Source organism: Enterobacter sp. UPMP2052, assembly GCF_053709675.1.
This window is the reverse complement of record NZ_JBSKJR010000001.1, coordinates 1,762,424-1,787,265: the sequence shown is the minus strand read 5'-3', so window position 1 is coordinate 1,787,265 and position 24,842 is coordinate 1,762,424. Positions and strand designations below refer to the sequence as shown.

General features: G+C 56.5%; 16 protein-coding genes and 1 CRISPR repeat array. Of the genes, 11 read left to right on the top strand and 5 right to left on the bottom strand.

Annotated elements, in window-relative coordinates:
* Positions 1-3: 3 nt before the first annotated feature.
* The 7 genes from clpA to cas6f all read left to right on the top strand — a co-directional run bounded on the left by clpA (position 4) and on the right by cas6f (position 11,912).
* The gene (gene clpA / locus ACWKX3_RS08305) at positions 4-2,283 is read left to right on the top strand and encodes an ATP-dependent Clp protease ATP-binding subunit ClpA (protein WP_058609246.1); all 2,280 of its coding nucleotides are present in this window, start codon (positions 4-6) and stop codon (positions 2,281-2,283) included.
* Positions 2,284-2,595: 312 nt separating this feature from the next.
* Positions 2,596-3,528: a CRISPR direct-repeat array (repeat unit 28 nt; unit sequence GTTCACTGCCGTGCAGGCAGCTTAGAAA).
* Positions 3,529-3,884: 356 nt separating this feature from the next.
* Positions 3,885-4,826: a type I-F CRISPR-associated endonuclease Cas1f gene (cas1f, locus tag ACWKX3_RS08300; RefSeq protein WP_454541582.1), complete on the top strand. Its 942-nt coding sequence runs from the start codon at positions 3,885-3,887 to the stop codon at positions 4,824-4,826.
* Positions 4,823-8,077, top strand: a complete 3,255-nt coding sequence (gene cas3f / locus ACWKX3_RS08295; RefSeq protein WP_454541581.1) for a type I-F CRISPR-associated helicase Cas3f — start codon at positions 4,823-4,825, stop codon at positions 8,075-8,077. Before cas1f ends, cas3f begins: the two co-directional genes overlap by 4 nt.
* 16 nt (positions 8,078-8,093) lie before the next feature.
* Positions 8,094-9,401, top strand: coding sequence for a type I-F CRISPR-associated protein Csy1 (csy1, locus tag ACWKX3_RS08290; RefSeq protein ID WP_454541580.1), 1,308 nt, complete (start codon positions 8,094-8,096; stop codon positions 9,399-9,401).
* A complete protein-coding gene (gene csy2 / locus ACWKX3_RS08285; RefSeq protein WP_454541579.1) occupies positions 9,398-10,333 on the top strand; it encodes a type I-F CRISPR-associated protein Csy2 in 936 nt (311 codons plus the stop codon). Before csy1 ends, csy2 begins: the two co-directional genes overlap by 4 nt.
* Before the next feature lie 13 nt (positions 10,334-10,346).
* Positions 10,347-11,348 carry a type I-F CRISPR-associated protein Csy3 gene (gene csy3, locus ACWKX3_RS08280; RefSeq protein ID WP_454541578.1) on the top strand — a complete coding sequence of 334 codons (1,002 nt, stop codon included), beginning with the start codon at positions 10,347-10,349 and terminating at the stop codon, positions 11,346-11,348.
* Positions 11,349-11,357: 9 nt separating this feature from the next.
* Positions 11,358-11,912: a type I-F CRISPR-associated endoribonuclease Cas6/Csy4 gene (cas6f, locus tag ACWKX3_RS08275; protein ID WP_042319429.1), complete on the top strand. Its 555-nt coding sequence runs from the start codon at positions 11,358-11,360 to the stop codon at positions 11,910-11,912.
* A 92-nt stretch (positions 11,913-12,004) separates the two neighbouring features.
* Here cas6f and infA read toward each other — a convergent pair whose 3' ends face one another.
* The 5 genes from infA to trxB form a co-directional block, all read right to left on the bottom strand.
* The gene (gene infA, locus ACWKX3_RS08270) at positions 12,005-12,223 is read right to left on the bottom strand and encodes a translation initiation factor IF-1 (RefSeq protein WP_002211347.1); all 219 of its coding nucleotides are present in this window, start codon (positions 12,221-12,223) and stop codon (positions 12,005-12,007) included.
* Positions 12,224-12,507: 284 nt separating this feature from the next.
* Positions 12,508-13,215, bottom strand: coding sequence for a leucyl/phenylalanyl-tRNA--protein transferase (aat, locus tag ACWKX3_RS08265; protein WP_337277785.1), 708 nt, complete (start codon positions 13,213-13,215; stop codon positions 12,508-12,510).
* A 45-nt stretch (positions 13,216-13,260) separates the two neighbouring features.
* Positions 13,261-14,982, bottom strand: coding sequence for a heme ABC transporter ATP-binding protein/permease CydC (gene cydC / locus ACWKX3_RS08260; RefSeq protein ID WP_088207576.1), 1,722 nt, complete (start codon positions 14,980-14,982; stop codon positions 13,261-13,263).
* On the bottom strand, positions 14,982-16,748 hold the full coding sequence (gene cydD, locus ACWKX3_RS08255; RefSeq protein ID WP_454541577.1) for a heme ABC transporter permease/ATP-binding protein CydD: 1,767 nt from the start codon (positions 16,746-16,748) through the stop codon (positions 14,982-14,984). Before cydD ends, cydC begins: the two co-directional genes overlap by 1 nt.
* A gap of 114 nt (positions 16,749-16,862) precedes the next feature.
* Entirely contained in the window at positions 16,863-17,831 is a 969-nt protein-coding gene (gene trxB / locus ACWKX3_RS08250; RefSeq protein ID WP_006174416.1) for a thioredoxin-disulfide reductase, read from the bottom strand.
* Between the two features lie 544 nt (positions 17,832-18,375).
* Between trxB and lrp the strand changes: the two genes are divergently transcribed.
* The 4 genes from lrp (at position 18,376) to rarA (ending at position 24,839) form a co-directional block, all read left to right on the top strand.
* The gene (lrp, locus tag ACWKX3_RS08245) at positions 18,376-18,870 is read left to right on the top strand and encodes a leucine-responsive transcriptional regulator Lrp (protein WP_002439523.1); all 495 of its coding nucleotides are present in this window, start codon (positions 18,376-18,378) and stop codon (positions 18,868-18,870) included.
* A 135-nt stretch (positions 18,871-19,005) separates the two neighbouring features.
* Positions 19,006-22,749, top strand: coding sequence for a DNA translocase FtsK (ftsK, locus tag ACWKX3_RS08240; RefSeq protein WP_454541576.1), 3,744 nt, complete (start codon positions 19,006-19,008; stop codon positions 22,747-22,749).
* A 125-nt stretch (positions 22,750-22,874) separates the two neighbouring features.
* Positions 22,875-23,486, top strand: coding sequence for an outer membrane lipoprotein chaperone LolA (lolA, locus tag ACWKX3_RS08235; protein ID WP_006174426.1), 612 nt, complete (start codon positions 22,875-22,877; stop codon positions 23,484-23,486).
* A gap of 9 nt (positions 23,487-23,495) precedes the next feature.
* On the top strand, positions 23,496-24,839 hold the full coding sequence (gene rarA / locus ACWKX3_RS08230; protein ID WP_058609241.1) for a replication-associated recombination protein RarA: 1,344 nt from the start codon (positions 23,496-23,498) through the stop codon (positions 24,837-24,839).
* Positions 24,840-24,842 lie beyond the last annotated feature (3 nt).

Genomic DNA, 24,842 nt, shown 5'->3' with positions numbered 1-24,842 from the left:
CCTATGCTCAATCAAGAACTGGAACTCAGTTTAAACATGGCTTTCGCCAGAGCGCGTGAGCACCGACATGAGTTTATGACCGTCGAGCATTTACTGCTCGCACTGCTTAGCAACCCATCTGCCCGCGAAGCGCTGGAAGCCTGCTCCGTGGATCTGGTGGCGCTACGTCAGGAACTCGAGGCCTTCATCGAACAAACCACACCGGTGCTGCCAGCCAGTGAAGAAGAGCGCGACACGCAGCCGACGCTCAGTTTCCAGCGCGTGTTGCAGCGTGCGGTATTCCACGTCCAGTCTTCCGGGCGTAGCGAAGTGACTGGCGCGAACGTATTGGTCGCCATCTTCAGCGAGCAGGAGTCCCAGGCGGCTTATCTGCTGCGCAAACATGAAGTCAGCCGACTCGACGTGGTGAACTTTATCTCTCACGGTACGCGAAAAGACGAGCCGAATCAGGCATCCGATCCCGGCAACCAGATTAACAACACCGATGAGCAAGCAGGCGGGGAGGATCGTATGGAAAACTTCACCACCAACCTTAACCAGCTTGCTCGCGTGGGCGGTATCGACCCGCTGATTGGCCGCGACAAAGAGCTGGAGCGCGCGATCCAGGTGCTGTGTCGCCGCCGTAAAAACAACCCGCTGCTGGTGGGGGAATCCGGTGTCGGTAAAACGGCGATTGCCGAAGGCCTGGCCTGGCGGATCGTGCAGGGCGACGTGCCGGAAGTGATTGCCGATTGCACCATCTATTCGCTGGACATCGGCTCGCTGCTGGCGGGCACCAAATACCGTGGCGATTTTGAAAAACGCTTTAAGGCGCTGCTGAAACAGCTGGAGCAGGACACCAACAGCATCCTGTTTATCGATGAAATCCACACCATCATCGGTGCAGGTGCCGCCTCCGGTGGCCAGGTGGATGCCGCTAACCTGATCAAACCGCTGCTTTCCAGCGGCAAGATCCGCGTGATGGGCTCCACTACGTACCAGGAGTTCAGCAACATTTTCGAGAAGGACCGCGCGCTGGCGCGTCGCTTCCAGAAAATCGACGTCACTGAGCCGTCGGTCGACGAAACGGTGCAGATCATCAACGGCCTGAAAACCAAGTACGAAGCGCACCACGACGTGCGTTATACCGCGAAAGCGGTGCGTGCGGCGGTGGAGCTGGCGGTGAAATACATCAACGATCGTCACCTGCCGGATAAGGCCATTGACGTGATTGATGAGGCAGGGGCGCGTGCGCGTCTGATGCCGGTCAGCAAGCGTAAGAAAACCGTTAACGTGGCCGATATTGAGTCCGTGGTGGCACGTATCGCGCGTATCCCTGAGAAGAGCGTTTCTCAGAGCGACCGCGACACGCTTCGCACCCTCGGCAATCGCCTGAAAATGCTGGTCTTTGGTCAGGATAAAGCCATTGAGGCCTTAACCGAAGCGATCAAGATGGCCCGCGCCGGGCTGGGGCATGACCATAAGCCTGTTGGTTCCTTCCTGTTCGCTGGCCCAACTGGCGTCGGAAAAACCGAGGTGACGGTGCAGCTCTCTAAAGCGCTGGGCATTGAACTGCTGCGCTTTGATATGTCCGAGTATATGGAGCGTCACACCGTCAGCCGTCTGATTGGTGCGCCTCCGGGCTACGTGGGCTTTGATCAGGGCGGCCTGCTCACCGACGCGGTGATCAAGCATCCGCACGCGGTACTGCTGCTCGATGAAATCGAGAAAGCGCACCCGGACGTGTTCAACATCCTGCTGCAGGTGATGGACAACGGGACGCTGACCGATAACAACGGGCGCAAGGCGGACTTCCGCAACGTGGTGCTGGTGATGACCACCAACGCCGGCGTACGTGAAACCGAGCGTAAATCCATCGGCCTGATCCACCAGGATAACAGCACCGATGCGATGGAGGAGATCAAGAAGATCTTCACGCCGGAGTTCCGTAACCGTCTGGACAACATTATCTGGTTCGATCACCTCTCTACCGAAGTGATCCATCAGGTGGTGGATAAGTTCATCGTCGAGCTGCAGGTTCAGCTGGATCAGAAAGGCGTGTCGCTGGAAGTCAGCCAGGAGGCCCGCAACTGGCTGGCCGAGAAAGGCTACGACCGTGCGATGGGCGCGCGTCCGATGGCGCGAGTGATTCAGGATAACCTGAAGAAACCGCTGGCGAACGAGCTGCTGTTTGGCTCGCTGGTGGACGGCGGCCAGGTCACCGTAGCGTTGGATCAGGCCAAGAATGAGCTGACCTACGACTTCCAGAGTGCGGCGAAGCACAAGCCGGAAGCGGCTCACTGATTTTAAACATCAGTCTTAAAAACCGGGTGAAAGCCCGGTTTTTTTATGGCTGGACAGAAGCCAGTAATATTGCGCGCATCTGCCTCCTTTTCTATAAAAGAAAAGGAACGAGGTGAGGGGGATATTTCTGGGGTGGGGATTATGGAGGTTTTTACACTTTTCACTTCCTGACGTAATGGAAAAACCCTTTTTTTAATCCCTTTCGTAAGGTATTGATTTATGGTTGGGTTATTTGAGCGCTGGAAAAAGGGGTTTAAGCAGGAATATTGCTTTTATTTTTCTTAAACAATAGGATAAGTGAGTTCTCTTCCAGTTCACTGCCGTGCAGGCAGCTTAGAAGGAGAGAGTCATTCTCGTCGTCAAACGTGTAGTGTTCACTGCCGTGCAGGCAGCTTAGAAGAGTAATTTTAGATTGCGCGTATCGATATTCAGGTTCACTGCCGTGCAGGCAGCTTAGAAGTGACACCGGAAGTAAAAGCCAGCCTGTTAGCCCGTTCACTGCCGTGCAGGCAGCTTAGAAGAATGATTGTCATCATGCAGCGTATCCACTACCGTTCACTGCCGTGCAGGCAGCTTAGAAGAATGGTTACAGCGATACCCATGATGGCAACAACGTTCACTGCCGTGCAGGCAGCTTAGAAACCCATCAGGTAACCAGAGGCAAGAAAGAAGAAGTTCACTGCCGTGCAGGCAGCTTAGAAATGCTGCTGAATGGTTCCGCGCTCGTTTTTGATGTTCACTGCCGTGCAGGCAGCTTAGAAATGAATTGAAAATGGCACACCTCATAAACAAATTGTTCACTGCCGTGCAGGCAGCTTAGAAACAGGACGAGCTGCAAGAACGCTATACAAAATCGTTCACTGCCGTGCAGGCAGCTTAGAAAGTTTGAGGGTGAATGGCTCATTCAGATACACGAGTTCACTGCCGTGCAGGCAGCTTAGAAATGTAAAGCGATGGCGCGCTCTGTTGCTTTGGAGTTCACTGCCGTGCAGGCAGCTTAGAAAGCGAACTGCTGGGTTAAATGAGGAAATAAAAAGTTCACTGCCGTGCAGGCAGCTTAGAAAGCGTAGTTAAAAGCCTATTGGCGGCAGCCAGCGTTCACTGCCGTACAGGCAGCTTAGAAACAGAACAATAGGACATCGGTTTGCGATTCTGCGTTCACTGCCGTACAGGCAGCTTCGAAATGGCGGTTTATCAGCGACGACAACGACCATTATGTTCACTGCCGTACAGGCAGCTTTTAAAGTAAACCAGCCGACAGTGCGCCGCACCGCTAGTTCACCGCCCTGCAAACAACCCATAAATCCCTACAAATTCCCAACAGTAATTCATCACCAAAAATAATATATTCAATCAAGAAATTAATCATTCCTCTCAATATCATTCATCAACTCATTACACCCATATAAAAACAAAAGTACGTATATTTATTTTGTATGGATAATTTATTTATATGAATGCCAATAATGATTAATAACAAAATTAGACCGTTGCGTGCGAAAATACCTGTCAACATCACGACTTATTTGAAATAGATCACATCCAGGACCTGCAAAATGCCGATACCATAAACGCCATTGATATTTCATTTGATGTATTTTATGTCGCAGCCAACTATTACCCCCTCAGATTTGAAAACGATTCTTCATTCTAAACGTGCAAATATCTATTACCTGGAAAAATGCCGCATTCAGGTGAACGGTGGGCGGGTAGAGTATGTCACGCAGGAAGGTAAAGAATCGTTTTACTGGAACATCCCCATTGCGAATACGACGGCGGTAATGCTGGGAATGGGGACGTCGGTCACCCAAATGGCCATGCGGGAATTTGCGCGGGCGGGGGTGATGGTGGGCTTTTGCGGTACAGACGGCACACCGCTTTATTCCGCTAACGAAGTGGATATTGATGTCTCCTGGTTATGCCCGCAAAGCGAATATCGGCCCACTGCGTATCTCCAGAACTGGGTCTCATTCTGGTTCAACGAAGAAAAACGGCTGCAGGCGGCAAAGCAGTTTCAAATGATCCGGCTTCAGCAAATAGAGAAACACTGGCTGAGCGCGAAAATGCAGCGCGAAGAGGCTTTCCAGCCTGACAAAACCCGGCTGCTGGCGTCTCTGGCGCGCGCCCGGGAGAGCATGTCGGACGCCGCCGATCATACTTCGTTGATGCTGAAAGAAGCGCTCCTCACCAAATCCCTCTATAAACAGGTCAGCCAGGCGGTCGGCTACGGCGATTTTAGTCGCGCAAAACGCGGTGGCGGTGTGGATATGGCTAACCGGTTTCTCGACCAGGGTAATTATCTGGCCTACGGACTGGCGGTGATGCACGGCAAAACCCGTCGGGGCGGGCTGGTCTTCGATCTTGCGGATCTGATTAAAGATGCGCTGGTGATGCCCCAGGCGTTTATCGCGGCGATGCAGGGAGAAGACAACATGCAGTTTCGCCAGCGCTGTATCAACGCCTTTCAGCAGGCCGACGCGCTGGACGTCATGATCACGACGCTTCAGGAAACGGCTTGCTCACTGGCGGGTGTGGCAGAATGAACGTCCTGATTATCTCCCGCTGTACCAAACGCGCCCGTGAAATCAGCTGCCAGATTATTGACCAGTTTGCCGAACGCACCGGCGACGCGGCCTGGCAAACCCCCATAACCCTTGATGGCCTCAATACCCTGCGAAAATTATTGCGCAAACACGCGCGACGTAATACCGCGGTGGCCTGTCACTGGATTAAAAAAAGCGGTGAGACGGAATTGCTCTGGATCGTGGGCAACCTGCGTCGCTTCAACGCTCAGGGACGCGTGCCGACAAACCGCACGACGTCCAACGTGTTGAAAAGCGGAGCTGAACATCACTGGCACTGCGCAGAAAGTATTGCGCTGCTGGCCGCCATCGCCGGCCTGTTTCACGATTTTGGTAAGGCGGGAAAATGCTTTCAGCAGACCCTGACGGGTAAAAGTGATTATCGCTGCCAGCCTTATCGCCATGAATGGATTTCAGCCCGGCTGTTTCAGGGGTTTGCCGCAGGGCAGACCGACGAGGCGTGGCTGGCATCGCTTGAGCACCTGAAGCCTGCCGACGAAACGCGAATGCTGAAAGCAATGCTCAAGGAGCCGCAGCTGACGGACGGCAGTCCGTTAAAGGGACTGCCTCCGCTGGCGAGGATCGTGACATGGCTGATCCTGTCTCATCACCGCCTGCCGCAATCCCTGCAATCCAGACCCAACCTTCAGTACTGTGACGGCTGGCTTGATCGGCAACTGAATGTCCACTGGAACGCCCTCAATCATCAGATCAATGAGAAACATAAGTGGCAAGCCAGCGATTTAAAAAGCGTCTGGACATTCCCCAACGGTACGCCGTTTAAAAGCGCCGTCTGGCGTGAAAAAGCCAGGCAGATCGGCAGGCGTGCCCGCCATGCAGCGTCGTTACGCCAGTATGGCACGCTGGACAATCTGTTTACCGCGCACCTTGCCCGTCTGTCATTGATGCTGGCCGATCACTTTTATTCTTCACAACCTCCCTGCGCCCAGTGGCAGGCGCAAGACCTTGATCTGTGGGCCAACAGCGATCGCGCCACCACTCAGCTAAAACAAAAGCTGGATGAACATAACACAGGCGTGGCGCATCACGCCCTGCTGCTGGGGCGATCGCTGCCCTGGCTGCGGCGTTCGCTGCCTGCGATTGCGCGGCACAACACCTTTCGCGAGCGGGCGAAGGGCGAGCGGTTTCAGTGGCAGAACAGAGCCTGGGATGTCGCGTCGGCGCTGCGCGAACGCAGTGCAGCGCAGGGATTTTTTGGCATCAATATGGCGTCTACGGGCTGCGGTAAGACCTTCGCCAATGCCCGCATCATGTATGCCCTGGCGGATGAGCACGAAGGCTGCCGCTTCAGCATCGCACTGGGCCTGCGTACCCTGACGCTGCAAACCGGGCAGGCGCTGCGCGAACGTCTGAGACTGGATGAGGACACGCTTGCCGTGGTCACCGGTTCGGCTGCCGTGCGTGAACTTTATGAACGACAGCTTAAAGAGCAGAAAAAGCAGGAAGAGCCGGACGACAATAGCGCCAGCGACGAAGGATTTTTCGCCAGCCATCAGTACGTTCACTATGAAGGCAGCGTGTGTCAGGGAATCACGCAACAATGGCTCTCTTCCGAGCCCGCGCTTAACCGGCTGGTGAGTGCCCCGGTGCTGGTCACCACCATCGATCATCTGATGCCTGCCACCGAAGGCATTCGCGGCGGCAGGCAGATCCCCGCGATGCTGCGCCTGATGACCAGCGATCTGGTGCTGGACGAGCCTGATGATTTTGATATTGACGACCTGCACGCGCTCTCCCGGCTGGTTAACTGGGCCGGGATGCTGGGTTCACGCGTGCTGCTCTCGTCTGCAACGCTGCCGCCCGCGCTGACGCAGGCCCTGTTTGAGGCCTATCGGGCGGGGCGGGAAGCGTATCAGCAGGCATGCGGTGAACCGAACAGGCCTGTGAATATTTGCTGCGCCTGGTTTGATGAATACGGCGCGCAGTCCCAGGATGTGGCTGATAGCGGGATGTTTCAGCAGGCGCACGCCCGGTTTGTCGCCGGGCGGTTGAAAAAGCTTCCTCAACAACCCGTTCTGCGCAGGGGGAAACTTGCCCGCGTCGAGCCTGAATCTCCCGATGTGCAGGCGGTGATTTCTGCGGTCGCGAAAACGTTGCATCAGTACATGCCTGAACTTCACCATGCTCACCACAGCGTGCATAACAGCGGCAAAAGGGTTTCATTCGGCCTGATACGGCTGGCCAATATTAACTCGCTGGTGGCCGTGGCGCAGGCGCTGATGACCATGCCAGCACCGGAAAATACCTCCATCCACTACTGCGTGTATCACGGGCGGCACCCGCTGGTGGTGCGCTCGCATATTGAAGCCCGGCTGGACAGTGCCTTTACGCGCCACGATCCCGACAGTATCTGGCAGCTCCCCGAGGTGAAACAGGCGCTGGAATCGCCCTGCCAGCACCATCTTTTTGTGGTGCTGGGGACCTCTGTTTTAGAAGTCGGGCGCGATTTCTGTGCAGACTGGGGGATTATCGAACCCAGTTCCATGCGCTCGCTGATCCAGTTCGCGGGCCGCATTCAGCGCCATCGTCAGTTAGTGCCAGAGACTGAAAATCTGGTGATTCTGAACCGCAACATTAATGCACTGCGCGGCGAGAGTATTGCGTACTGCAAGCCGGGTTTTGAAACGGAAAAACACGCGTTCAGCGATCATGATTTGCAGACGCTGCTGCCCGCGTCGGCGTATTGCGCCATTAATGCCATACCACGAATAACGGATGCCCTGGCGGATAACGCATTTGCCGCTCAGGAACACACCCGGCTGCGCGCCGCGCTGCTGGATGCCGCTGACAAGAATGAGGCCATCGCTGCCCACTGGTGGAGACTGCCGCTCACCTGGTGCGGCGAGCTGCAACGGCGCACGCCGTTTCGTCAATCGGCATCACAGGAAACGTTTTACCTGGGAATGCAAGAGGAAGACGACAAGCCCGCTTTTTGTCTGATACAGACCAACGGCGGCCTGAAAGATGCGGGGCGATTTGAACGCCAGGAGATTACGCTGGCCGCCGGCGTGGAGCCGTGGTTTGCAGTGGACTATCAGGAGATATTGCTGGCGCAGGCCGAGGCAAATCAGATGGCGCTGGAGGCGGTGTCAAAGCGATATGGGGAGATAACGGTGAGAACGGGAGAGGAGGATGCAATAGAACAATGGCGATACCACCCGATTCTGGGTGTTTTCAGAGATTATTACTAAATTGTCAGGAGCAGGTATGTCTGTAGAAGCACTGACCGCTTTTATTGCTGAATACATTGCCGCACGACGGCAAACGAAGCTGGAAGCGTTTGATAAAGAAGCAGCAAAGCGTGACGAAGCGGATCGCGCAGCTCTGGCAAGTGAACGCAGGGAGCTTGAGCTTCGCTATGATCCGCAGACGTGGCTCACCGATGCTGCACGACGAGCCGGGCAGATTAGCCTGGTCACCCATGCGGCGAAGTTCACGCACGGGGATTCAAAAAGCAGCAGCCTGTACAGTGAAACGACGCAGAAGGAAGGCTATCTCAGCAGCGCCGCGTTAGACGACGTCGAGCCGGATGCCGTCGGGAACGCCGCTGCGCTGGACGTCGCAAAGCTGCTGCAAACCCGCGTTGAAGGAGATTCGCTCCTTGCCTGCCTGAAACGAGGTGACTATAGCCCGCTTGCTGCCTTCACGGAGGATGCGGCTCAACTCGAGGAATGGATTATCGGTTTTTCCCGTGCGCTCACGCCCGGTGAGCCCACTTCGCACAAGCTGGCAAAGCAGAACTATTTCCCGGTGGGTGACGATTACCATCTCCTCAGTCCTCTCTTTGCCACCTCGCTGGTGCATGCTTACCACCAGAAAATGATCGCGTTTCGTTTCGGTGACGATGTAAACGCCATCCGCAAAGCGCGACGCGAGAAAACCTGGCATTCGCAGCCTCTTGTGCTCTTTCCTGAAAGCGCTGAAATGCATTTTGGCGGTACCAAGCCACAGAATATCTCCTATCTGAACAGCGTGCGCGGCGGGCGGGTCTGGCTGCTTTCGGCGCAGCCTCCGCAGTGGAAGCGTGCGGATAAACCCCCGGTAACTTTGCGCTCGGTATTTACCGAGGGTGGCCAGTTTGACCGCAGAGCAAATGTGACGGTGCAGCGGCTGGTAACACTACTTACGCGATCAACGGATTACAACAATCGACGCATCCGTGAAGCACGCGATAATTACATCGACGATCTTATCGATCTTCTGTTTCTTGTGGTGTCAGAACTTCAGCGTGAAGAATGGCAAAACTGGACGCTCAAATGCCCGACGCTGAAAACACACCAGCAGCTCTGGCTCGATCCGTGGCGAACCAAAACCGACGAGGCATTTCGTAAAGAGCGGGATAAAGACGACTGGCTGGAAGAAGTCGCCGCAGATTTTTCTATATGGCTGAACACTCGCTTGCGTAAAAATTTACCCGACGTTGGTGCAGTGGAAAAACGGGAATGGGCGACGCGCGAAAAGCTTCGTACCAATCTGCGTGAAACGGAAAAAATGCTCCGGGAGGCGCTGAAATGAGCACGCTGATCCTTTTACGCCACGTGCGCGTTGAAAACGCCAACGCCATTGCAGGCATCACTTACGGTTTTCCGGCCATCACCCACTTTTTAGGTTTCACCCACGCGCTGTCGCGCATCCTGACGCAAACGCACGGGTTGACGCTGGAAGGCTGTGCCGTTGTCAGCCACGGACATCAGATCCACGCGCACACGTCTGGCCGCGACTATCAGTTTGCCCTGACGCGCAACCCGCTGACCCGCGAAGGTAAAACCGCCTCCTTCAACGAAGAGGGCCGGATGCATATGACCGTCTCCCTGCTGCTGGAGTGTCACGGTGAAATCCTTAACGGCGATTACGGGCAGCAGGCGCTGGCAGAGTTTCTGAAAGCGCGTTGCCCGACGCTGCGCCTGGCGGGCGGCATTATCGTCAGCATTAAAGATATTGCGGTTATGGATAAGCCGACGACGGATGAACAGCTGGCTTACCTGAAGTGGCAGCTGACGCCGGGCTTTGTCCTGCGCGATCGCAGCGCCTGGCTTGGCGAGCATCATCAGAACCTGCTCCAGGATAACCCGCAGGCCACCATGCTGGACGCCTGGCTCGATTTTGCCGCCCTGAAATTCCAGGCTGAAACGCTGGAAGAAGACGATATCCAGGAAGGTGAACCAGCCGCCTGGCAGCGCGTTCCCAAACCCTACCCGGGGTATCTGGTTCCGCTGATGACGGGTTACCAGCGCATTTCTGAACTCTACGCGCCGGGGGTGGTGACCCATGCCCGGGACGACCAGACGCCGTTTGCCTTTACCGAAGCGGTGTATGGCGTGGGCGAATGGTGTGGACTGCACCGCATTACGTCGCTGGAGGATATTTTCTGGCGCTACCACACCACGGAAACCGGCTACTACTGCCAGGGTGCCAACGCGCCGCAGGCAGCAAAACAACATTCATAAAAAGGACTATCACATGGCAAAGGCTCCAACTGCCGTTAAAACGGCTTCTGTACTGGCATTCGAACGCAAGCTGGCAACGTCAGACGCGGTAATGTATGCGGGGAACTGGCAAGGAACTGACTGGCAGCCGATCCGGCTTCAGGAAAAGGCGGTGCGCGGAACGATTTCCAATCGTCTGAAAAATGCGCTCCTTAACGACACAACGAAACTGGATGCGGAAATCCAGAAAGCCAACCTGCAGCGCGTGGATGTGGCGGCGCTGCCGGCAGAGGCCGATACCCTCCAGGTGAGATTCACCCTGCGCGTGCTGGGCAACCTTTCTGTGCCGTCGGTTTGTAACGATCGCGCCTATCAGGATGCCCTGCAGCAGGTTATTGAAGGTTACATTGCCGAGCATGGGTTTAGCGTGCTGGCCCACCGCTATGCCACCAACCTGGCGAACGGTCGCTTCCTGTGGCGCAACCGCATAGGTGCAGAAAAAATCGAGATTACGGTGAAGAAGGGGAGTGAGACCTGGACGTTCAACGCCCATGACTATCCGCTGCGGGATTTCTCCACCCAGGATGAGAAGCTAGAAACGCTTTCCCGGGAAATTGAGAAAGGAATGCGCGGTGAAAGCTATGTCCTGCTCGAGGTCAGCGCTAACGTTCTGCTGGGGAACGGGCAGGAAGTGTTTCCATCGCAGGAGCTGGTGCTCGACAGCAACAGTGATAAGAGCCGCCTGCTTTATCAGGTCGATAACGTTGCGGGTATGCACTCGCAGAAGATCGGCAATGCGGTCCGAACCATTGATACCTGGCATCCACGCGTTGACGAACTCGGCGCGATTGCCGTGGAGCCATACGGTTCAGTCACCAGTCGCGGTATTGCATGCCGCCAGCCGAAAGAGAAAACGGACTTTTATACGCTGCTGGATAACTGGGTGACGAAAGGGCACAAGCCAGAGGTAGATCAACAGCATTACGTGATGGCGATTTTGATCCGCGGCGGCGTGTTTGGCGAGAAGAGCGAATAAGGAGTCATGATGGATCACTACCTTGAGATCCACGTACGGCCCGATCCCGAGTTTCATGAAGAGATGCTGATGGCGGCACTCTTTGCCAAACTTCACCGGGCGTTAGGCGCGCGGGGAAAGGGCGATATCGGCGTGAGCTTTCCGTTGCATAACCTTAAGCCAGGCACCTGCCTTCGTCTGCACGGCAGTGCGCCCGCGCTGCAGGCGCTGGAGTCGACAGCGTGGCGAAAAGGGCTGACGGACTATTGCCATTGTTCGGACGTGCGCCCGATTCCGGCGGGAGTGAGCTGGCGCTGCGTGAGCCGCGTGCAGGTGAAAAGCAGCCCGGAGCGGTTACTGCGTCGTTCGGTCAAAAAAGGCTGGCTGACGGAGGAAGAGGCCCGGCTGCGGCTGCCGGGCATGAGCGAACAGCAGACCGATTTACCGTGGCTCACTTTGCGCAGCCTGTCCACGGGGCAGACGTTCCGTCTGTTTATACGCCATGGTGAGATCGGCAATACGCCCGTTCCGGGGACGTTTTCCACCTACGGATTAAGTGGCACAGCAACCATCCCGTGGTTTTAAGCTGCCAGATATCCGATAAAACCCTGTAAAAAAATAAGGCCGGGAAAACCCGGCCTTATTTCATATTCATCTGCCATTACAGGCGAAAACGATTAGCGACTACGGAAGACAATGCGGCCTTTGCTCAGGTCGTACGGGGTCAGTTCAACAGTCACTTTGTCGCCCGTTAAAATGCGGATGTAGTTTTTGCGCATTTTACCGGAGATGTGCGCAGTTACCACGTGACCGTTTTCCAGCTCTACGCGAAACATGGTATTAGGCAACGTATCAAGTACGGTACCCTGCATTTCAATATTGTCTTCTTTGGCCATCTAATCCTCTGGGGTATCACTACCAAGTTTTGAACCGGCAAGATAATGCCGAAATTCATCAATTAAGTAAAGAATTGCGCGTTTAAAACGCAGCAAAACAGTCTCAGCGTATTGCCCAGGCGTCACGGTACAACCGAACAGGAAGCGCATTCGTAAAGGGGAGACAACAGGATAAACGTCAGGACGTTATCTGAAGCGGGGGTCCCAAACGGCGGCGGGGCAACAGGCAGAACCTATTCTGCGGCGTAATTATAACACCCTCATAAAAAATGTGCGGAAAACATTTAGGCTCCGGGCATAAAGAGTGTTCGGGGTAGCCAAAAATCGCGCGGGAGCGTCTCCTGGCGGCAGGTATCCAGGTGTTCAATGTAATGGCGACGGGGGATTTCAACCGCGCCCAGCGAGGCGGTATGGTCATTAAGTACCTGACAATCCATTAGCTTTCCGCCGCGCCCGGCAAATTCCTCGCAAAAAACCAGCAGTGCCGTTTTGGATGCGTTTACGGCGCGGGAGAACATCGATTCACCGCAGAACAGCGTGCCCTGAGCAACGCCGTACATGCCGCCAATCAGTTCGCCGCCCTCATTCCAGACCTCGATTGAATGCGCATAGCCAAGCTCATGCAGTTGATGGTAAGCGGTAATAATGTCGCGCGTGATCCACGTGCCTTCATGACGATCTTCGGCGCAACCTTCTATGACCTGGCCAAAGGCGTGGTTCAGGGTGACGCGCCAGGTTGACCTGGCGTGAAAACGTTTCATGCTGCGGCTCAGGTGAAACTGCGCGGGCCACAGCACGGCACGGGGATCGGGCGACCACCATAAAATGGGATCGCCGGGGGAAAACCACGGGAAAATGCCGCGCTGGTACGCCATCAACAGCCGCGCCGGGCTGAGATCGCCACCCAGGGCCAGCAGCCCGTTAGGCTCACGTAGCGCGCCCTCCGGGGAGGGGAACGCAATATTATGACGAGAAAGCTGGACCAGGCGCATGACAGCAAAACTCCAGTACGCGAGTAGTATCGGTACAATATTAGTCTACAGACGTTGTTTAAACTGGTAGTAGCGACCCTGTTTCGCCAACAATTCTGCGTGACTACCTTGCTCAATAATGTGTCCGTTGTCCATCACAATTATCCGATCAAAGCTCGCCAGGCCGCGCAGACGGTGGGTGACCATCAGCACGGTTTTGCCTTCCATGACGTTTGCCAGTAAATCAAGAATTTGGCTCTCGGTGGTGGCATCCAGCCCCTCGGTGGGTTCATCGAGCAGCATCAGCGGCGCATCGTGCAGCAGCGCGCGTGCAATCGCCAGACGGCGCAACTCGCCGCCGGAGAGCTGACGTCCGCCTTCTCCGAGCCAGCTGTTTAACCCCTCGTCTTCGAGCAGTTTATGCAGCCCGACCTGCTCCAGCATCGCACGCAACGCGTCGTCAGATGCCTGAGGGGCCGCCAGAAGCAGGTTATCGCGAAGCGTAGCGCTAAACAGATGTACGCGCTGTGGCACGACGCTGACGGTCCGACGTAAGCTCTGCTCGCTAAAGTCGGCCAGCGGCGTGGCGTTAAGCTGAATGTGACCCTGTTGCGGATCCCAGGCGCGCGTTAACAGCTGTAAAAGGGTCGATTTGCCGCAGCCGGTACGCCCAAGAATGGCAATACGCTGGCCCGCCTTCACCGAAAGGTTAATGCCTTCCAGCGCATTCTGCGCCTGGTTGTCGTAGGCGAAGGTGACATCGCTGAGCGTCAGGGAAACCTGGTCGGGCACGGCAGTTTGCGCTGCGGTGAACGTAACCTGCGGATCCTGCTCAGCGATCTCCGTAATGCGCAGGGCAGAGGCGATAACCTGGCCGAGATGCTGAAACGCCCCCGTAACCGGGGCAAGCGCTTCAAAAGCCGCCAGCGCACAGAACACAAAGAGGGCAATCAGCGCGCCGGGCTGGGTGTTACCGCCCACGCCGCCCGAGGCCATCCACAGCATAGCGATGACCGCCACGCCGCCGATTAACATCATCACAGCCTGTGAGAAGGCGGTCAGCTCTGACTGGCGGCGCTGGGCTTCGTGCCAGTTCAGCTCGGTGCTTTCCATGCGCGCGCGGTAGCGTTTGCTGGCACCAAAGATGGTGAGTTCGGCCTGACCCTGCAGCCAGGCGGTCAGCTCCTGACGGTACTCTCCACGCAGGCGCGTCAGGTTTTCGCCAGTGGACTTACCGGCACGATAAAACAGCGGCGGCAGGACAATCAGCGTCAGCAGCATGATCCCGCCGAGCGTCAGGGCAATCGGAACATCGAGAACGCACAGCCCCAGTGTGACCACCACAATCACCACAAACGCGCCGACGATCGGGGAAATCACCCGCAGGTACAGATGGTCCAGCGTATCGACATCCGCCACCACGCGGTTAAGCAGTTCGCCCTGACGAAAACGGGCCAGCCCGGCAGGGGAGAGGGGCAGCAGTTTGCTGAAGGTGTAGATACGCAGGTGCTGAAGCACGCGGAACGTCGCATCGTGGCTGACCAGACGCTCAAAGTAACGCCCGGCAGTACGGGTAATGGCGGTGCCACGGACGCCCGCCGCCGGAAGCATGTAGTTAAAACTGTATAAGCCAGCGAAACCCGCGACGGCGGAGGCAGACAAGAACCAGCCGGACAGTGTGAGCAAACCAATGCTGGCAAGCAGGGTCACGATGGCGAGGATTATCCCCAGCGTCAGCATCCATTTGTGGCGTTTATACAGTGCGAGGTAAGGTAACAGGGCGCGCATCAGATATCCTCCTGACGGTTCGCCAGCAGAGTGGCAAACGCCCCCTGCGAAGCAACAAGAGAGGCGTAATCGCCTTGTTCCACGAGCTGACCGTTTTCCATAACCCAGATCTGATCCCACTCGGCAATCCCTTCCAGCTGGTGCGTAACCATCAGGGTGGTTTGCTGCACGGACGCGGCATTCAGGGCCGCCATCACGCGCTGTTCACTGTGTGCATCCAGGCTGGCGGCAGGTTCATCCAGCAGCATTAGCTGGCAGGGATTCAGTAACGCACGGGCAACCGCAATGCGCTGCGCCTGACCAACGGATAGCCCGGCGGACTGATCGCCGACCACCGTGTCTACGCCCTGCGGGAGCAGCGGCAGAAACTCGCTGACCCAGGCGCGATCCAGCACCGACTGCAGCTCATCTTCACGGGCATCCGGGCGAGCCAGAAGCACATTTTCGCGAAGCGTAGAGGCAGGCAGTTGCGGATTTTGACCGACCCAGCTCAGCTGTTTGCGCCAGGCGTCGGGGTCCAGATCGCGCAGCTCGGTTTTGTTGATTTGCAGCGAGCCGGTATAGGCCATAAACCCGGCGAGGGCGTTCAGCAGGGAGCTTTTCCCGGAACCACTGATCCCGACCAGAACCACACGTTGCCCGGCCTGGAGAGTAAAGTCCAGCGGGCCTGCCAGAACGTTGCCCTCGGGGGACAGGACGCAAAACTGACGCGCTTCGATGGTCACCGGCTCTTTGGCATTCAGCGTGATTTCACCGCGCTCCGGATGCGCCAGCGGCGTCTCCATGAAGGTTTTCAGGCTATCGGCTGCGCCTACCGCCTGCGCTTTTGCATGATAAAAGGTGCCGAGATCGCGAAGCGGCTGGAAAAATTCCGGTGCCAGTATCAGGGCGAGGAAACCGGCGGAAAGGGTGACCGCCGTGCCGTAATGGCCGAAATCCAGGGCACCGAGATAGGAGAAGCCAAAGTAAACCGCCACCAGGGCAATCGACAGGGAGGTAAAGAACTCAAGCACGCCAGACGAAAGAAACGCCAGACGGAGCACTTCCATGGTGCGCTGGCGAAAATCCTGCGAGGCCAGACGGATGTTCTCGGTTTCTGCTTCACCCCGGCCAAAGACGCGCAACGTTTCCATGCCGCGCAGGCGGTCAAGGAAATGGCCGCTTAAACGGCCCAGTGCGAGGAAGTTACGGCGGTTGGCATCCGCAGCGCCCATTCCGACCATCGCCATGAACAGCGGGATCAGCGGGGCGGTGCCCAGCAGAATCAATGCCGCGACCCAGTTAATCGGGAATATCGTGATAACGATAAGCAAGGGTACGAAAACAGCCAGCGCCAGCTGGGGAAGGTAGCGGGCATAGTAGTCGTGCATATCGTCGATCTGCTCCAGGATCAGCGTCGCCCAGCTTCCGGCAGGCTTACCCTGGATCCACGCTGGGCCAGCTTCCTGAAGGCGATCCAGCACCTGACGGCGTATCGCATAGCGAATTTGTTGCCCGGCGTGGAAGCCGACGCGCTCGCGCAGCCAGACCACCCATGCACGCAGGACAAAAACCAGCACCAGAACGACAAACGGCATTAGCAGCGCTTCGCGCGGGATGTTCTCCATGATCATATGGTTGAGAATGCGGGCCAGCAGCCATGCCTGGGCAACAATCAACAGACCGCTGATTAGCCCCAGAACGCGGGAAAACATAAGCCAGCGGCGGGAAAGAACGCTTTGCTGTTTTAGCCAGCGGGTTAATTCTTGTTGACGGTTTTTTTCCATTGCGTACTTTGCAGGTGACGTTATAAGAAATTAGACACCAGCATGTTACACGCGGGGCAAAATAAAGGCGACCAGTGGCCGCCTTTATTTACGTTTGTTACTGACTTGTAAAGATTATTTGGCCTGCTCAGCCAGTCCGTCCAGATAGCGTTCGGCGTCCAGCGCGGCCATGCAGCCGGTGCCCGCAGAGGTGATCGCCTGGCGGTAAATATGGTCCATCACGTCGCCTGCAGCGAACACGCCCGGGATGCTGGTCTGGGTCGCGTTGCCGTGAATACCAGACTGAACCTTGATGTAGCCGTTTTCCAGCGCCAGTTGACCTTCGAAGATGCCGGTGTTTGGGCTGTGACCGATTGCCACAAACAGACCCGCCACGTCCAGGGATTCGATGTTATCCGCGTTCTGGGTATCGCGCAGACGCAGGCCGGATACGCCCATCTGATCGCCAGTGACCTCTTCCAGCGTGCGGTTGGTGTGCAGCACGATGTTGCCGCTCGCCACTTTATCCATCAGACGTTTGATCAGGATCTTCTCCGCGCGGAAGGTTTCACGACGGTGGATCAGGTGAACCTCTGAGGCGATGTTCGCCAGATACAGCGCTTCTTCTACCGCCGTGTTGCCACCGCCAATGACCGCCACTTTTTGATTACGATAGAAGAAACCATCGCAGGTTGCGCAGGCAGACACGCCGCGGCCTTTAAACGCTTCTTCAGACGGCAGGCCGAGGTAGCGAGCAGATGCGCCGGTCGCGATGATTAGCGCGTCGCAGGTGTATTCGCCGCTGTCGCCCGTCAGGCGGAACGGACGGTTCTGCAGATCGACTTTGTTGATATGGTCGAAGAGAATTTCAGTTTCGAACTTGGTCGCATGCTCGTGCATACGCTCCATCAGCAGCGGCCCGGTCAGGTCGTTCGGGTCGCCTGGCCAGTTTTCGACTTCGGTCGTGGTGGTCAACTGACCGCCTTTTTCCATGCCGGTGATTAATACCGGCTGCAGGTTAGCGCGTGCAGCGTAGACCGCCGCGGTATATCCCGCAGGTCCAGAGCCAAGGATTAGCAGCTTACTGTGTTTAGCCGTGCCCATGAGATCCCCATTGTTGTTGGCAGACGTTTGGCTGGATTGTAGGGAATTTGTTGCCGTAAAAAAAGAGCACAGCAGTTTTGATACCGATATGTGCAATAGCCACGAGCGATGGAAGTGGCGCTATAACATAACGCTTCATCTGTGAATCCGCTCGTTTATAAGACAATAAAATGAGGATTAATACCCTGCCGTAATGAATATCCGGCATGTTGTACTAAAAATCGATGTTTTGCTTTGACAATCCCCTGCGCTTTTGCGAAAACATTCAAGGAAGAAAAAAAACCGCGTTAACTGCATGTCGCATAGACATGCACGTAAATGCCATTTTTACCGGGTCAGTGAAATCTACGCATGGCGTGGACAGACGCCATACGTGATGTCGGTGACGGCCTTCGGGCAACGGTTTTCTTACCATCAGAACCCGAATCTGCGTCGCGTCTAATACATAACCAGGCGATGTGATAAACAACGGGTACAGGCTCTGAACAGTGATGTGCACAGGGTCCAGGCAGGAGTAGGGAAGGAATACAGAGAGACAATAATAATGGTAGATAGCAAGAAGCGCCCTGGCAAAGATCTCGACCGTATCGATCGTAACATTCTTAATGAATTGCAAAAGGATGGGCGTATTTCCAACGTCGAGCTTTCAAAACGTGTGGGACTTTCCCCGACGCCGTGCCTCGAGCGTGTGCGCCGACTGGAAAGACAGGGTTTTATTCAGGGCTATACGGCTCTGCTGAACCCGCATTATCTGGATGCCTCACTTCTGGTATTTGTTGAGATTACTCTGAATCGTGGCGCACCGGATGTGTTTGAGCAATTTAACTCCGCTGTACAAAAACTTGAAGAGATTCAAGAGTGTCACCTGGTTTCCGGTGATTTCGACTACCTGTTGAAAACCCGTGTGCCTGATATGTCCGCCTACCGTAAGCTGCTGGGTGAAACCCTGCTGCGTCTGCCAGGCGTGAACGACACCCGTACCTACGTGGTGATGGAAGAGGTCAAACAGAGTAATCGTCTGGTTATTAAGACCCGCTAACACGGAACAGGTGCATTATCAGCGTAGTTTGATTACACTCCTGTTAATCCATACAGCAACAGTGCCGGGGATACCCGGCGCTGTTGTCCGTTTTAGCAAACAGGCAGGATATGCCTGATACCTGGAGAGCCTTTCTTGAGCCAGGAATACACTGAAGACAAAGAAGTCACACTATCGAAGCTAAGCAGCGGACGTCGTCTCCTTGAGGCGTTACTGATTGTTATTGCCCTTTTTGCCGTCTGGCTGATGGCAGCGTTACTGAGTTTCAATCCTTCCGATCCCAGCTGGTCGCAAACCGCCTGGCATGAGCCTATCCATAATTTAGGCGGCGTTCCCGGTGCCTGGCTTGCTGACACGCTCTTTTTCATTTTCGGTGTGATGGCGTACACCATTCCCGTCATTATTATTGGCGGATGCTGGTTTGCCTGGCGTCACCGTCAGAACGACGACTACATCGACTATTTTGCGGTTTCACTGCGCCTGATAGGGGCGCTGGCGCTGATCCTGACCTCCTGTGGTCTGGCGGCCATTAACGCCGATGATATCTGGTACTTTGCTTCCGGCGGGGTGATTGGCAGCCTGTTAAGCTCCGCCTTGCAACCGATGCTTCACAGCAGCGGCGGCACGCTGGCATTGCTTTGTATCTGGGCCGCCGGTTTGACGCTGTTCACCGGCTGGTCGTGGGTGAGCATCGCCGAGAAGATTGGCAGCTTTATCCTGACGGTTCTCACTTTTGCCAGCAACCGCACCCGCCGCGATGATACGTGGGTCGATGAAGACGAATATGAAGATGACTATGAGGATGACGATGCACCCGTTGAACGTCGTGAATCCCGTCGTGCACGCATTCTGCGCGGTGCGCTGGCGCGTCGTCAGCGCGTAGCGGAAAAATTTGCCAACCCGCTTGGCCGTAAAACGGATGCGGCGCTTTTCTCTGGCAAACGTATGGATGAAGAGGATCGGGTTGAGTACCGCGCCGGGGGCAGCGCCGTTGATCCGGATGACGTTCTTTTCTCAGGGCATCGCGCAACGCCAGACGATTATGACGAGTACGATCCGCTTATGAGCGGTCACTCTGTCACGGAGCCGGTTGCCGCTGCTGCCGCGGCGACAACCGCTGCGCAGGCTTATGCTGCACCGGCTGATGCAGTCATGCCGTCCGCGGCTGTACCCGCGCCGGATTCTGTGATTCAGCAGCCGCAGGTTGCCTGGCAAACCGCGCCGGGTGTCCACACGCCAGAACCGACTATTGCGCCGGAGCCGGAAAGCTATGTGCCCGTGCAGCAGGAGCCGTGGCAGCAGCCTTATCAGCCAGAGCCTGCTTACGCTCCGCAAGAGTATCCGCACTACGAGCAGCCGGTGGCCCAGCCGTATCATGAACCTGCGCCTGAGCCGGTTGAACCTGCCCAGCCGTATGCTGCGCCTGAGCCGGTTGAACCCGTGCAGCTGTATGTCGCTCCTGCGCCAGAACCGGAACCAGTGGAAGAGGCGAAACCGTCTCGTCCGCCAATGTATTACTTTGAAGAGGTTGAAGAGCGCCGCGCCCGCGAACGCGAGCAGCTGGCGGCCTGGTATCAACCTGTGCCGGAACCGGCGCAGCCAACGTCATCACCTGCACCGTCTGTTTCCGTACCACCGGTCGACCCAACGCCAGCCGTTGCGCCAGTGGCTGAAAGCGTTAAACAGGCGACGGCTGCCGCCGCCGCAGCGGCACCGGTATTTGGCCTGGCCGGAGGCGCACCGCGTCCTCAGGTAAAAGAGGGCATTGGTCCACAGCTGCCTCGCCCTAACCGCGTGCGCGTACCTACTCGCCGCGAGCTGGCCTCCTACGGTATCAAGCTGCCTTCTCAGCGCATGGCGGAAGAGAAAGCGCGCGAGGCTGACTACGAAGATGATGGCGATGAGCTGCATCAGGATGAGCTGGCTCGCCAGTTCGCCGCACAGCAGAATCAGCGTTACGGTGATGAGTATCAGCACGATGTGCAGACTACCGAAGACGATGATGATGCCGCAGAGGCAGAATTAGCACGTCAGTTTGCGGCCACGCAGCAGCAGCGCTACTCCGGTGAGCAGCCGTCTGGCGCAAATCCGTTCTCGCTGTCGGATTTCGAATTCTCGCCGATGAAAGATCTGGTGGATGATGGCCCGAGCGAACCGCTGTTTACGCCGAGCGTCATGCCGGAAGCGGAACCCGTTCGTCAGCAACCGGCTCCACAGGCTTATTCGCAGCCGCAGCAGCCGGCTCCGCAGACTTATGCCCAGCCGCAGCAGCCGGCTCCACAGGCTTATGCGCAGCCGCAGCAGCCGCAGTTCCAGCAGCCACCGGCACAGCCGCAGGAGAGCCTTATTCATCCGCTGCTGATGCGTAACGGCGACAGCCGTCCGCTGCAGCGTCCGAGCACGCCGCTGCCGTCTCTGGATCTGTTAACGCCGCCACCGGCAGAAGTCGAGCCTGTCGATACTTTTGCGCTGGAGCAGATGGCCCGTCTGGTGGAAGCTCGCCTCGCGGACTTCCGCATCAAGGCCGATGTGGTGAACTACTCACCGGGTCCGGTGATCACCCGCTTCGAGCTGAATTTGGCCCCGGGCGTTAAGGCGGCACGGATTTCAAACCTGTCCCGTGACCTGGCGCGTTCGCTGTCGACGGTTGCGGTGCGTGTGGTTGAAGTGATCCCAGGCAAGCCGTACGTCGGGCTTGAACTGCCGAATAAAAAGCGCCAGACCGTTTACCTGCGCGAAGTGCTGGATAACACCAAGTTCCGTGACAACCCATCCCCGCTGACCGTGGTGCTGGGCAAAGATATCGCGGGCGACCCGGTGGTCGCCGATCTGGCGAAAATGCCGCACCTGCTGGTAGCGGGTACCACCGGTTCCGGTAAATCCGTCGGTGTGAACGCCATGATCCTGAGCATGCTTTACAAAGCACAGCCGGAAGACGTGCGCTTCATTATGATCGACCCGAAAATGCTGGAACTCTCCGTCTACGAAGGTATTCCGCATCTGCTGACCGAAGTTGTGACCGACATGAAAGATGCTGCTAACGCGCTGCGCTGGAGCGTCAATGAGATGGAACGTCGCTACAAACTGATGTCGGCGCTGGGCGTGCGTAATCTGGCGGGCTATAACGAGAAAATTGCCGAGGCGGCACGCATGGGCCGTCCGATCCCGGACCCTTACTGGAAGCCGGGTGACAGCATGGATGCGCAGCATCCTGTACTGGAAAAACTGCCTTACATCGTGGTGCTGGTGGACGAGTTCGCCGATCTGATGATGACCGTGGGTAAGAAAGTCGAAGAGCTGATTGCTCGCCTGGCGCAGAAAGCGCGTGCGGCCGGTATTCACCTCGTTCTGGCGACCCAGCGTCCGTCCGTTGACGTTATTACCGGGCTTATCAAAGCGAACATCCCGACCCGTATTGCGTTTACCGTCTCCAGTAAAATTGACTCGCGTACCATCCTCGATCAGGGCGGCGCAGAGTCATTGCTGGGTATGGGTGACATGCTGTACTCCGGCCCGAACTCGACCTCTCCGGTGCGCGTACACGGCGCATTTGTCCGCGATCAGGAAGTGCACGCGGTTGTTCAGGACTGGAAGGCCCGCGGTCGTCCGCAATACGTGGATGGCATTACCAACGACACCGAAAGCGAAGGCGGCGGTGGCGGGTTTGACGGCGGCGAGGAGCTGGATCCGTTATTCGATCAGGCGGTTAATTTCGTCACCGAAAAACGCAAGGCCTCTATTTCCGGCGTGCAGCGTCAGTTCCGTATCGGCTACAACCGCGCGGCGCGCATCATCGAGCAGATGGAAGCGCAGGGGATTGTCAGCGAGCAGGGGCATAATGGTAACCGTGAGGTGCTGGCTCCACCGCCGTTTGAATGATCCTTCGAGATTGCAAAGAAGGGTAAATCAGTCAAAATTAAGCATATTCTTCTGTCACCTGCCTGCGGGCAGGTCCAGAATAGAAACGGAACCCGCTTCGGGACGACGTATTTTAAGGAATAAGAATGAAAAAAATCGCAATCGCCTGTGCATTACTTACCAGTTTTGTTGCCAGCAGCGTCTGGGCTGATGCCGCCAGCGACCTTAAAAGCCGCCTGGATAAAGTGAGCAGCTTCCACGCCAGCTTTACCCAAAAAGTCACAGACGGCAGCGGCAACGCGGTGCAGGAAGGCCAGGGAGATTTATGGGTAAAACGCCCTAATCTGTTCAACTGGCATATGACACAGCCGGATGAAAGCATCCTTGTGTCTGACGGCAAAACGCTGTGGTTCTATAACCCGTTTGTTGAGCAGGCTACCGCGACCTGGCTGAAAGACGCCACGGGCAACACGCCGTTCATGCTGATTGCCCGTAACCAGGCCAGCGACTGGCAGCAGTACAATATCAAGCAGACCGGTGACGAGTTTGTTCTGACGCCAAAAGGCAACAACGGTAACCTGAAACAGTTCACCATCAACGTGAGCAGCAACGGGACCATTAATCAGTTCGGTGCAGTTGAGCAAGACGATCAGCGCAGCAGCTATCAGCTCAAATCACAGCAAAATGGCGCTGTCGATGCATCGAAATTCACCTTTACCCCGCCGCAGGGCGTAACGGTGGACGACCAACGTAAGTAAGAGGCATGAGTGGGCAACCTGTCGCTCGATTTTTCAGATAACGCGTTTCAACCTCTGGCCGCGCGTATGCGGCCAGAAAATTTAGCGCAGTACATCGGCCAGCAGCATCTGCTGGCTGCGGGAAAACCCTTGCCGCGCGCCATTGAGGCCGGGCATCTGCACTCCATGATCCTCTGGGGGCCGCCGGGAACCGGTAAAACCACCCTCGCAGAAGTGATTGCCCGCTACGCTAACGCGGATGTTGAACGTATCTCCGCCGTCACCTCCGGCGTGAAGGAGATCCGCGAGGCTATCGAACGCGCGCGACAGAATCGCAACGCCGGGCGGCGTACCATTCTTTTTGTCGACGAAGTCCATCGCTTCAACAAAAGCCAGCAGGATGCTTTCCTGCCGCACATTGAAGATGGCACCATCTTCTTCATTGGTGCGACCACCGAAAACCCGTCGTTTGAACTCAATTCAGCGCTCCTTTCCCGGGCGCGTGTCTATCTGCTTAAATCGCTGACGACCGAGGATATTGAGCACGTCCTGACGCAGGCCATGAGCGATAAAGCGCGCGGCTACGGCGGACAGGATATCGTTCTGCCTGACGAAACGCGTCTGGCGATAGCGCAGCTGGTGAACGGCGATGCGCGCCGGGCACTCAATACGCTGGAAATGATGGCCGATATGGCCGAAGTTGACGATGCCGGCAAGCGCGTGCTGAAACCTGAACTGCTCACTGAAATTGCGGGTGAGCGCAGCGCACGGTTCGATAATAAAGGCGATCGTTTTTACGATCTTATCTCGGCGCTGCATAAATCCGTGCGCGGCAGTGCGCCGGACGCGGCGCTGTACTGGTATGCGCGCATTATCACCGCCGGTGGCGATCCGCTGTACGTGGCGCGTCGCTGCCTGGCCATTGCCTCGGAAGATGTCGGCAATGCCGATCCGCGTGCGATGCAGGTGGCGCTCTCCGCCTGGGATTGTTTCACCCGCGTCGGGCCTGCTGAAGGCGAGCGCGCCATTGCCCAGGCGATTGTTTATCTTGCCTGTGCCCCGAAAAGCAACGCCGTCTATACCGCCTTTAAAGCGGCTATGGCCGACGCGCGCGAGCGCCCGGATTACGATGTCCCGGTTCATCTGCGCAACGCCCCGACCAAACTGATGAAAGAGATGGGTTACGGGCAGGCGTACCGCTACGCCCACGATGAACCCAACGCCTATGCTGCCGGAGAGGAGTATTTTCCGCAGGAGATGGCACAAACCCGCTACTATCAGCCGACAAACAGAGGTCTTGAGGGCAAGATTGGCGAAAAGCTCGCCTGGCTTGCCGGACAGGATCAAAATAGCCCTATAAAACGCTACCGTTAGCGC

Coding starts and splice junctions, on each gene's coding strand:
- clpA (WP_058609246.1), top strand. CDS start 4: ATGCTCAATCAAGAACTGGAACTCAGTTTAAACATGGCTTTCGCCAGA.
- cas1f (WP_454541582.1), top strand. CDS start 3,885: ATGTCGCAGCCAACTATTACCCCCTCAGATTTGAAAACGATTCTTCAT.
- cas3f (WP_454541581.1), top strand. CDS start 4,823: ATGAACGTCCTGATTATCTCCCGCTGTACCAAACGCGCCCGTGAAATC.
- csy1 (WP_454541580.1), top strand. CDS start 8,094: ATGTCTGTAGAAGCACTGACCGCTTTTATTGCTGAATACATTGCCGCA.
- csy2 (WP_454541579.1), top strand. CDS start 9,398: ATGAGCACGCTGATCCTTTTACGCCACGTGCGCGTTGAAAACGCCAAC.
- csy3 (WP_454541578.1), top strand. CDS start 10,347: ATGGCAAAGGCTCCAACTGCCGTTAAAACGGCTTCTGTACTGGCATTC.
- cas6f (WP_042319429.1), top strand. CDS start 11,358: ATGGATCACTACCTTGAGATCCACGTACGGCCCGATCCCGAGTTTCAT.
- infA (WP_002211347.1), bottom strand. CDS start 12,223: ATGGCCAAAGAAGACAATATTGAAATGCAGGGTACCGTACTTGATACG.
- aat (WP_337277785.1), bottom strand. CDS start 13,215: ATGCGCCTGGTCCAGCTTTCTCGTCATAATATTGCGTTCCCCTCCCCG.
- cydC (WP_088207576.1), bottom strand. CDS start 14,982: ATGCGCGCCCTGTTACCTTACCTCGCACTGTATAAACGCCACAAATGG.
- cydD (WP_454541577.1), bottom strand. CDS start 16,748: ATGGAAAAAAACCGTCAACAAGAATTAACCCGCTGGCTAAAACAGCAA.
- trxB (WP_006174416.1), bottom strand. CDS start 17,831: ATGGGCACGGCTAAACACAGTAAGCTGCTAATCCTTGGCTCTGGACCT.
- lrp (WP_002439523.1), top strand. CDS start 18,376: ATGGTAGATAGCAAGAAGCGCCCTGGCAAAGATCTCGACCGTATCGAT.
- lolA (WP_006174426.1), top strand. CDS start 22,875: ATGAAAAAAATCGCAATCGCCTGTGCATTACTTACCAGTTTTGTTGCC.